General features: G+C 30.9%; 10 protein-coding genes. 6 read left to right on the top strand and 4 right to left on the bottom strand.

The annotated features are described in order from the left end of the window. The first annotated feature begins 85 nt into the window (after window positions 1-85). The 4 genes from IDG60_RS19060 (at window position 86) to yhaM (ending at window position 5535) form a co-directional block, all read left to right on the top strand. Window positions 86-184 (top strand): hypothetical protein, encoded by a 99-nt coding sequence (locus IDG60_RS19060; RefSeq protein WP_001802255.1) that lies wholly within the window; start codon window positions 86-88, stop codon window positions 182-184. A 290-nt stretch (window positions 185-474) separates the two neighbouring features. Beyond that, window positions 475-1671: a metallophosphoesterase family protein gene (locus tag IDG60_RS19055; protein ID WP_000238230.1), complete on the top strand. Its 1197-nt coding sequence runs from the start codon at window positions 475-477 to the stop codon at window positions 1669-1671. Further along, entirely contained in the window at window positions 1661-4597 is a 2937-nt protein-coding gene (locus IDG60_RS19050; RefSeq protein WP_000584628.1) for an ATP-binding protein, read from the top strand. Before IDG60_RS19055 ends, IDG60_RS19050 begins: the two co-directional genes overlap by 11 nt. Further along, on the top strand, window positions 4594-5535 hold the full coding sequence (gene yhaM, locus IDG60_RS19045) for a 3'-5' exoribonuclease YhaM (protein ID WP_001244175.1): 942 nt from the start codon (window positions 4594-4596) through the stop codon (window positions 5533-5535). Before IDG60_RS19050 ends, yhaM begins: the two co-directional genes overlap by 4 nt. A 120-nt stretch (window positions 5536-5655) precedes the next feature. Here the strand turns inward: yhaM and prsA are convergent, their stop codons facing one another. From prsA to IDG60_RS19025, 4 genes are all read right to left on the bottom strand, one after another. Next, window positions 5656-6618: a peptidylprolyl isomerase PrsA gene (prsA, locus tag IDG60_RS19040; protein ID WP_000782121.1), complete on the bottom strand. Its 963-nt coding sequence runs from the start codon at window positions 6616-6618 to the stop codon at window positions 5656-5658. A 204-nt stretch (window positions 6619-6822) separates the two neighbouring features. Then, window positions 6823-7380, bottom strand: a complete 558-nt coding sequence (locus tag IDG60_RS19035; protein WP_000477959.1) for a DUF3267 domain-containing protein — start codon at window positions 7378-7380, stop codon at window positions 6823-6825. Window positions 7381-8114: 734 nt separating this feature from the next. Then, window positions 8115-8480: a YtxH domain-containing protein gene (locus IDG60_RS19030; protein WP_000648118.1), complete on the bottom strand. Its 366-nt coding sequence runs from the start codon at window positions 8478-8480 to the stop codon at window positions 8115-8117. Window positions 8481-8621: 141 nt separating this feature from the next. After that, window positions 8622-9044, bottom strand: coding sequence for an HIT family protein (locus IDG60_RS19025; protein WP_000004981.1), 423 nt, complete (start codon window positions 9042-9044; stop codon window positions 8622-8624). Window positions 9045-9177: 133 nt separating this feature from the next. Here IDG60_RS19025 and ecsA point away from each other — a divergent pair, with 133 nt between their 5' ends. Both ecsA and IDG60_RS19015 read left to right on the top strand, forming a co-directional pair. Further along, window positions 9178-9918, top strand: coding sequence for an ABC transporter ATP-binding protein EcsA (gene ecsA, locus IDG60_RS19020; RefSeq protein ID WP_000216873.1), 741 nt, complete (start codon window positions 9178-9180; stop codon window positions 9916-9918). Beyond that, window positions 9911-10090: ABC transporter permease (locus tag IDG60_RS19015; RefSeq protein ID WP_206161064.1), on the top strand; the 180-nt coding region annotated here is incomplete at its 3' end. The genes ecsA and IDG60_RS19015, both read left to right, overlap by 8 nt.

The raw sequence follows: 10090 nt of genomic DNA, 5'->3' as shown, positions 1-10090 counted from the left end.
AGTGCAATGATAGTTTTGACATTTAGTTTCTAATTGGTCATTACTGCCGAGCAAATCTAGTAGAGTAATCATGTAAATCTTTAATGTGTCAGTTGGTTCACTAGCGGTGTTAACAATTACGGAAATTGCATTTCCGACTGAAATTTTTGAAAAAAATCAACGCACGCTACAAATAAAATTTTAAACTGTTATAAATGTGTCTCAATTTCATATGTTCATCGACGATATGAAGCGTATTATGGTAAAATGAAGAAATAATAAACTTGTTAATAAATAAAACATCACGATTTGACTAAAGCACTTTATTATTGTGTAGATAATAATTTTTTAACGAAATAAAAATGGCGACTGGTTTTAATAAATCAGCTAATGAATCACTACACCTATAAGTATGAATATAGTGATTAGAATGCTTTGTATAGTTGGATTTTGCAAAATTGATGTTAGAACCTTTAATTAAGGAGATATGGATGTATGGTTAAATTTATTCATTGTTCGGATTTACATTTAGATAGTCCTTTCAAATCTAAGAGTCATATAAGCCCTAAAATTTTTGAGGATGTTCAAAAAAGTGCTTATGAAAGTTTTAAAAACATTGTAGATATTGCATTACAACAAGATGTTGATTTTGTAATTATCGCGGGTGATTTATTTGATAGTGAAAACAGAACATTACGTGCTGAAATTTTCTTAAAACAGCAATTTGAACGTTTACAAAATGAACAAATCTTTGTTTATGTTTGTCATGGTAATCACGACCCATTATCATCAAAGATTTCATCAAACTGGCCAGATAATGTTTCTGTATTTTCAAATAAAGTTGAGACGTATGAAGCAATTACTAAATCTGGTGAAACAATTTATATTCACGGATTTAGTTATGAAAATAGAGCAAGTTATGAGAACAAGATTGATGAATATCCATCAAGTCAAGGCCAAAAAGGCATACATATTGGTGTCTTGCATGGTACGTATAGTAAATCTTCAGTTAACGAAAGATATACCGAGTTCATTTTAGAAGATTTAAACAGTAAATTGTATCATTATTGGGCTTTAGGTCATATACATGAACGTCAACAATTAAGTGATATGCCTGTAATTAACTATTCAGGTAATATTCAAGGTAGACATTTTAATGAGCAAGGTGAAAAAGGTTGCTTATTAATCGAGGGTGACCACTTAAAATTAAAGACTAAATTTTATCCTACACAGTATATTAGATTTGAAGAAGCAACTATTGAAACGGATAAGACATCTAAGCAAGGTTTATACGAGGTCATTCAAAACTTTAAAGAACAAGTGAGAGAAGAAGGAAAAGCCTTTTATCGTTTAACGCTTGTTATTAATAGTGAGACATTAATTTCACCTCAAGATTTATTACAAGTTGAAGAAATGATTACAGATTATGAAGAAAACGAAAATCAATTTGTATATATTGATGAGTTAAAAGTACAATATGCACAAAATGATGAGTCACCTTTAGTTAATGAATTTTCAGCGGAATTATTAGTCGATCAAACTGTTTTTGATAAAGCGATGTCAGATTTATATTTAAATCCAAGGGCATCTAAGTTCCTAGACGATTATGGAACATTCGACCATACAGCATTAGTTAATCGTGCTGAAGAAATATTAAAAGCTGAAATGAGAGGTGAACAAAATGATAATTAAATCACTTGAAATTTATGGTTACGGTCAATTTGTTCAACGTAAAATTGAATTTAATAAAAACTTCACTGAAATTTTTGGTGAAAATGAAGCGGGTAAATCGACGATTCAAGCATTCATCCATTCGATATTATTTGGTTTTCCAACTAAAAAGTCTAAAGAGCCAAGACTAGAACCACGTCTAGGTAACCAATACGGTGGTAAATTAGTACTTATTCTTGATGATGGCTTAGAGATTGAAGTTGAACGAATTAAAGGCAGTGCTCAAGGTGATGTGAAAGTATATTTACCTAATGGTGCTGTGCGTGATGATGCTTGGTTACAAAAGAAACTTAATTATATTTCTAAAAAGACATATCAAGGTATCTTTTCATTTGATGTACTAGGGCTTCAAGACATTCATAGAAATCTAAATGAAAAACAATTGCAAGATTATTTATTACAAGCAGGGGCTTTAGGATCAACTGAATTCACGTCAATGCGCGAAGTGATTAATCGTAAAAAAGATGAATTATATAAAAAATCAGGTAAAAATCCGATCATTAATCAACAAATTGAGCAATTAAAACAACTAGAAAGTCAAATTCGTGAAGAAGAAGCTAAGCTAGAAACATATCATCGCTTAGTAGATGATCGAGATAAATCATCACGTCGATTAGAGAATTTAAAGCATAATTTAAATCAATTATCAAAAATGCATGAAGAAAAACAAAAAGAGGTTGCTTTACATGATCATTCACAAGAATGGAAGTCTCTAGAACAACAGTTAAATATTGAGCCAATCACATTCCCAGAAAAAGGTGTGGATCGTTACGAAAAAGCGCGAGCGCATAAGCAATCGTTAGAAAGAGATATTGGTTTAAGAAATGAGCGTTTAGCTCAACTTAAAGAAGAAGCGACTCAATTAGAGCCAGTTAAACAATCTGATATTGACGCCTTCATTAGTTTGAATCAACAAGAAAATGAAATTAAAAATAAAGAATTTGAACTTACTGCAATCGAAAAGGATATTGCGAATAAACAACGTGATAAAGATGAATTGCAAGCAAATATTGGTTGGTCTGAAACGCATCATGACGTAGATAGTTCAGAGGCAATGAAAAGTTATGTCAGTGAGCAAATCAAGAATAAACAAGAACAAGCTGCATACATTAAACAATTAGAACGTAGTTTAGAAGAAAATAAAATCGAAGATAATGCGGTTCATAGCGAACTAGATTCTGTTGAAGAAAAAATAGTTCCTGAAGAGACTTTTGAAAAGAAAAAAGAATACTCACAACAAGTCATTGAATTAAACGAAAAAGAGAACTTGTATAGCAAATTGAAAGAACGTTTCGAAATTGAGCAACAAGAAAAACAAAAACGTCAAAAATTGTTACGAACAACGTTTATTCTTTTAACATTAGTAGGTATTGGTTTAACTGCCTTCTCATTTATTTCAAACAACATGTTGTTTGGTATTATTTTCGCAGTATTAACTTTAGTATTTGTTATCGGTATCATCATGTCTAAATCAAAAGAAGTAGATTATAGCGAGGCCATCACAGATGAAATCGAAGAAATTAAAGCACAACTAGCCATTTTAGATGAAAATTATGACTTAGATTTTGATCTTGATGAGCAATATCGCATTCGTGATCACTGGCAACAAGCTTTGAAAAATAAAGATATTTTAGAAGAGAAACGTCAGTATATTGAAGGTCGTTTAAATGATGCGAAAGGGCGTCATGATGAATTACAATCGACAGTTGAGAACGTTAAGGATGAATTATACTTATCATCTAAAATTTCAAATGATTTAATTGTTGATAGTATTTCTACAATGGCGAATATTAAAGCATTAGATCAACATATCAGTGATTTAAATCAACAACGCCAGCAATTGGTTCAAGAATTAGATACATTCTACAATCATGCTGAAGCTGTTACAAAATCACAATTTGTTTATTTCAACAAATTATCTTTATTCCACGATGTGCAACAATGGTTGAAATCAGCTGAAGACACGAATGAAAAATGGCGTATTAATGCTGAAAATACCAAACTTGTTACAAATGAATTAAATCATTTAAATGCTCAATTAGAAGAAAATAATAAAGAAATTACAGCACTATTCGATTTTATCAATGTTGGTACTGAAGAAGATTTTTACCAACATCATGAAGATTACCAAACTTATACTAGTAATTTGAGTCGTTTTAATGATTTAACTAAATATCTTGAGAACCAAAACTATTCTTATGAATTAAGTTCTAGTTTAAGTGAAAAAACAACTGCACAACTTGAAGAAGAAGATCATTTATTGGCTACTCAAGTTGACGAATATAATGAGCAATATCTTGAAATGCAAGCACAAGTCAGTGATTTAAGTGCACAAATCAATCACATGGAAACTGATACAACGCTTGCTAATTTAAGACATGAATATCACAGTCTTAAAAATCAACTTAATGATATCGCAAAAGATTGGGCAAGTTTAAGTTATTTACAAAGTTTAGTTGATGAACACATTAAACAAATTAAAGATAAACGTTTGCCTCAAGTTATTAATGAAGCGGTAGAAATATTGAAGCATTTAACAGATGGCAGATATACGATGATTAACTATAATGAAGATTCAATTACGGTTAAACATGTTAATGGTCAATTATATGATCCTGTTGAACTAAGTCAATCTACAAAAGAATTACTTTATGTAGCTTTACGTATCAGTTTAATTAAGGTACTAAGACCATATTATCCGTTCCCATTAATTGTTGATGATGCATTTGTTCATTTTGATAAAAAGCGTACTGAAAAAATGTTGAATTATTTACGATCATTATCAGAACACTATCAAGTACTATACTTTACATGTGTAAAAGATAATATTGTTCCATCAAAAGAAGTGATTACATTAAACAAAATAGAGGAAGGCGGGAAACGATGAGAAATATAGAGAATCTAAATCCCGGAGATTCAGTTGATCACTTTTTCTTAGTGCATAAAGCTACACAGGGTGTAACAGCACAAGGTAAAGATTATATGACATTACATTTGCAAGATAAAAGTGGTGAAATTGAAGCGAAATTTTGGACGGCTACAAAAAATGATATGGCAACAATCAAGCCTGAAGAAATTGTACATGTTAAAGGTGACATCATAAACTATCGCGGAAATAAACAGATGAAAGTCAACCAAATTAGACTAGCGACAACTGAAGATCAATTAAAAACAGAACAATTTGTAGATGGTGCACCTTTATCACCGGCAGAAATACAAGAAGAGATTTCTCATTATTTGCTAGATATTGAAAATGCTAATTTACAACGTATCACACGTCATTTATTGAAAAAATATCAAGAACGATTTTACACATATCCAGCTGCTAGTTCTCATCATCATAACTTTGCGAGTGGCTTAAGCTATCATGTATTGACGATGTTACGTATTGCAAAATCAATTTGTGACATTTATCCATTGTTAAACAAAAGTTTGTTATATAGTGGTATTATTTTGCATGATATTGGTAAAGTTAGAGAATTGAGTGGTCCTGTTGCGACGTCGTATACAGTCGAAGGTAACTTATTAGGACACATCTCGATTGCGAGTGATGAAGTAGTTGAAGCAGCTCGTGAATTGAACATTGAAGGAGAAGAAATCATGTTGTTAAGACATATGATTTTATCTCATCATGGTAAGTTAGAGTATGGTTCGCCAAAACTGCCATACTTAAAAGAAGCAGAAATTTTATGCTATATCGATAACATCGATGCTAGAATGAATATGTTTGAAAAGGCTTATAAAAAAACTGACAAGGGTCAGTTTACAGATAAAATATTTGGTCTTGAAAATCGTAGATTCTACAATCCTGAATCACTCGATTAAGAATTAAAAGATATCGGACAGATGAGTATACTGAAACATGAGCTCCTCTGTCCGATTTTTAATGCGAAAAAACCGAGCGGCCGTGGTATGATTTTTGAACCACGGTCGCTCGGTTTTGTGTTATTGGCTCATGCCGGATTGTCCGCCTTGTGCGCCACCTTGTTTAAGTTTTTCAGGGTTTAAGATTTTATCTTCGACAACTGATTTAATATCACGATCTTTAAAGTCAACATCGTATTCTTTTAATAGATCTTTGTATGCATCAGTTAATAATTTTGGATTTTTTTGTACTTTCTGATCGACTAATTTTTCTTTCAGGCTTTGTTTTTCACTGTTAAAGTCTGTTGGTTTATCAGCTTTAATAATATGATATCCAAAGCTTGATTTAACAACCTCTGATACTTCACCATCTTTAAGCTTAAATAGTGCTTTTTCAAAATCTTTATCAGTTTGTCCTTTAAGAACATAACCTAATTCGCCATCTTTTTTAGCTGAACCAGTATCCATTGATTCTTTTTTAGCGATTTCACCAAATTTACTTGGATCTTTTGAAACTTCTTTTTGAATTTCTTCAGCTTTTTGTTTCGCTTCTTTATCGTCTAAGCCTTCTTTGTCGCTTTTCTTAGATTTAACTTTAATTAAAATGTGTGAAGCTTTCTTGCTGTCTTCTTTAATTTCAGAATCAGAGATTTTAATTTTATCTGATAGTAATTCTTTATGATAAGCAGCAGTACGTAAATTTTCTTTATATTTATCGGCTGTTAAACCTTGCTGTTGAAGGGCCTTTTCAAATTTATCTTTACCGCCGTATTGCTTTTGCATTTTTTCAATTTGTTCGTCAATCTTCTTATCATTAACTTTATTTTTATATTTATCAGCTAAAATTTTATTTAACATTTCAGTAAATGATGCATTTGCAATTTGATCTTTACCGATTTTTTTCATTGTATCTGCAACTGTTACATCTCCAGCTTTAGAAGAAATTAATGTATTTTCTTTAGAGTCTGTGGCACTAGCGCCACAAGCGCCTAATAATAAAGCACTAGCTGTTACCGGAACGATTAATTTGTTTATCATCTTCATAGTTGAAACTCCTTTGTAAGTTAATCATCGTGAATATAACATAGTTTTATATTATCACCAATCAATAACCCATGACATCAGACTAGAGCATTAGGTTTAGGGGTAGAAATTGATGAAAATAAAAAAACAAGGTCTATATACATTTGATTGTAAGCTATTACATAGCCTAAAAACAAATAATAACACCTTGCTATAATTATTTTGTTATAAATGATATGGATTTTTAATTTTTTTCAAAATATTAATACCTGTACTATGTTCTTCTATATATTGTCCATAATTAGAAAATATAATTATTTTTAAATATAATAAATCTGTAATGGAAATACCGAAATTCAATGCCAATAAGAACATAAAATAATGTCCATATTGCGGGAATGAAATTGTTAGATAAACGAACATTGCAGATAAGATAATTAACGGCAATATTAAGTTAATGCAAAAATAAAATTTGTGTACAGGTTGATTGACGTAGGTATTATAGAATATAAGCCATTTTCTTTTAGTTAACTTATGAACTTTAAACGATTTTCTATATGGTAAGAAAAATAATAAATGTATACTTTTATGTAATGGATACGTCATAAATACAAGTAATAAAAAGATGAGAAAATGTCTATCTGATAATGGCGTATTAGATAAAAAATACATTACTTCATAACTAACTAAAAACATAATGATGGTTGCAACTGCACTCATAAATGCAATTCTAGGCAAACCAAATCGTGCATTGATATCAATTTGTCTTTTACATAAAAACATATCTTACGCCTCATCTCTTTTCAATATAAGTTAGATTATAACTAACTCAGGTTCAGTAATTCAATAGTAACATATCATGTTAGAAGAATTGTTATATAAGAAGAAAGGGGAGACACGTATTGTTTGATTTGAAACGCGAAAGTGGAGATTGGTAAAATTGGCTGATTGACTAGCGTAGAAGTAGAATGCAGAACAAATTTCTGCGAACACATCTTCTTGCTAATAAAGCATCACTTATGAAAAAGGCGCGTGTGACATGAGTATTTGAAAACTTGAATAATATAAAAAATGGATATGGCAGGGCATATGCAAAAGCATCTTTTGACCAACTAAGTTATACAAATGCTAAAAATATAGTGATATGTAATTATAATAAATACCAGATTAATAATTTGTGCAAGTAAGGTATATGTAATGTGTATATAAGGTTCGGCTCAATGAAAATATAAGTATGTTGTTTGTCGATAATGATATAAGTAAAGCGTAATCAAAGTGCAAGGATAACACAATGAATCCTAAGCAATGTTTTCAATCAATTCATAAATATGATTTAAGCGAAAATCACTACAAACGATGTATTCCTGTAATTTGTAAACATAAGTTCATTTGAGTTATAAAAAAGAGATGACAAGAAATATCTAATTTCTAATGTCATCTCGTTTATTTGGCATTTAATTTAAAAAAATAAATATGCTGTTACTAATAAAAATAGTTGTGATCGAGAACGTAACGTGCTACTTAGAAATTTCGTTTCCAATATCCTCGCCACGATTTTGTAAATTTTCGATGTGTGACTGTAAACGTTCAATATTAGGATTAATGTCAGATTTGAAGTTTCCAAGTAATGACTTAATTTCACCACCAATTGAACTACCAAATTCCGCACTTTCGTTTTTAATTTGAACACCATAGTTTAAAATGTCATTAAAACTTTGTTTAATCGTTTCAAATTCACGTTGTAGTTCTGATTTTGAACCAGTAGGGGCAGTACGATCGATCGTGTTGTTCTTGACACTTTTGTCGTCTCGTCCTTGAAGTGCAACTACAAAACCAGCTGCTACGCCAACACCGATACCGAATAGAATGCGTGATGCTTTCATTTATATTCTCCTCACTTTTAACATCTGTTATCTTGATAACTCATTTTGTTTAAAATTGCTAACCTTGATGTTATCACTTCAAACGCAATTGTTATAATATTAATCATATTATACCCGTTCGAGCTTAGATTAAGCATACATTTAAAATTGTGCTTGAATTTGTTCAGCAATTTGTTGTTTTGCATCGTTATCTAAAATGTCTTCATGTGTTTCCCACTTATAACCAAATCCATCAATATCATTTTCGTATCGAGGAATTAAGTGGAAATGAATATGAAATACAGATTGATCTGCAAACTCACCATTATTTTGAATAATGTTTAAACCATCAGGATTAAATGCACGCTTAATAGCATTTGCTACTTTAGGTAATGCTGCACCGATATGTTTCATTGTTTCTTCATCAGTTTCAAAGATATTAGCAGAAGCTTTTTTAGGAATTAATAACGTATGTCCTTTAGTAACTTGTGATATATCTAAAAAGGCATAGACATAATCGTCTTCATATACTTTAAAGCTAGGAATTTCTCCAGTTAAAATTTTGCCGAAAATTGTTTCTGACATGATGACTACACTCCTTTTCAACTAGTATTACCATTCATTATAACATTGTCGCTAAAAATTCGATATTAGGACATGTGTATTTAATATGAGCATTTTATAATTTTTGGTACAATATAAGTCATGGAGGTGCCTTATGACAGTTAAAGTAGAACAGCTTACAGGTGGATATGGAAAACGCCCTGTAATTAAAGATATAAATTTTGAATTAAACAAAGGCGAAATCGTTGGACTTATTGGCCTTAATGGCGCTGGTAAGAGTACAACGATTAAACATATGCTAGGATTGCTTACACCTATGGAAGGATCTCTATCAATTTCAGATATCAACATTAATGATGACATAGAGGCATATAGAAGAAAGTTATCTTATATTCCGGAATCACCGGTTATTTATGAAGAACTCACATTAGAGGAACATATAGAGATGACAGCAATGGCATATGATATTGATCGTGATGAAGCGATGAATCGAGCAATGCCATTATTAAAGACATTCCGTTTAGAAAATGAATTGAAAGTTTTTCCGAGTCATTTTTCTAAGGGGATGAAACAAAAAGTCATGATTATTTGTGCGTTTATCGTTAATCCCGAATTGTATATTATAGACGAACCATTCCTTGGACTAGATCCATTAGGAATTCAATCCATGTTAGATTTAATGGTTGAAAAGAAAAACGAAGGTAGAACCGTTCTAATGAGTACACATATTTTAGCAACAGCTGAACGTTATTGTGATCGTTTTATCATACTAGACGAAGGTGAAGTCGTTGCATTTGGAGATTTAGAAGCATTGAGACAACAAACTGGCTTACATAAACAAACATTAGACGATATATATATTCATGTGACGCAAGGTGGAGATGTACATGCATAACCAAGCGACCACATTATTTAATAAAAGATTACATGCCCTTCGTAAAGAGAAAAATTATTATAATAAGTTTATATTTAATGGTCATTTCATGGTCTTTTTACTTATTTTGCTGGGTGCATTTATTTTTGGATATGGTGAATGGTTAAAACATATTCCAACGAATATCAATTTT

This window comes from Staphylococcus sp. EG-SA-2, from assembly GCF_017152085.1.
The sequence above is the reverse complement of the archived record's forward strand: the minus strand, read 5'-3'. Positions and strand labels throughout refer to the sequence as shown.

Coding starts and splice junctions, on each gene's coding strand:
- IDG60_RS19030 (WP_000648118.1), bottom strand. CDS start 8,480: ATGAAAGCATCACGCATTCTATTCGGTATCGGTGTTGGCGTAGCAGCT.
- IDG60_RS19050 (WP_000584628.1), top strand. CDS start 1,661: ATGATAATTAAATCACTTGAAATTTATGGTTACGGTCAATTTGTTCAA.
- IDG60_RS19055 (WP_000238230.1), top strand. CDS start 475: ATGGTTAAATTTATTCATTGTTCGGATTTACATTTAGATAGTCCTTTC.
- IDG60_RS19035 (WP_000477959.1), bottom strand. CDS start 7,380: ATGTTTTTATGTAAAAGACAAATTGATATCAATGCACGATTTGGTTTG.
- prsA (WP_000782121.1), bottom strand. CDS start 6,618: ATGAAGATGATAAACAAATTAATCGTTCCGGTAACAGCTAGTGCTTTA.
- IDG60_RS19025 (WP_000004981.1), bottom strand. CDS start 9,044: ATGTCAGAAACAATTTTCGGCAAAATTTTAACTGGAGAAATTCCTAGC.
- yhaM (WP_001244175.1), top strand. CDS start 4,594: ATGAGAAATATAGAGAATCTAAATCCCGGAGATTCAGTTGATCACTTT.
- ecsA (WP_000216873.1), top strand. CDS start 9,178: ATGACAGTTAAAGTAGAACAGCTTACAGGTGGATATGGAAAACGCCCT.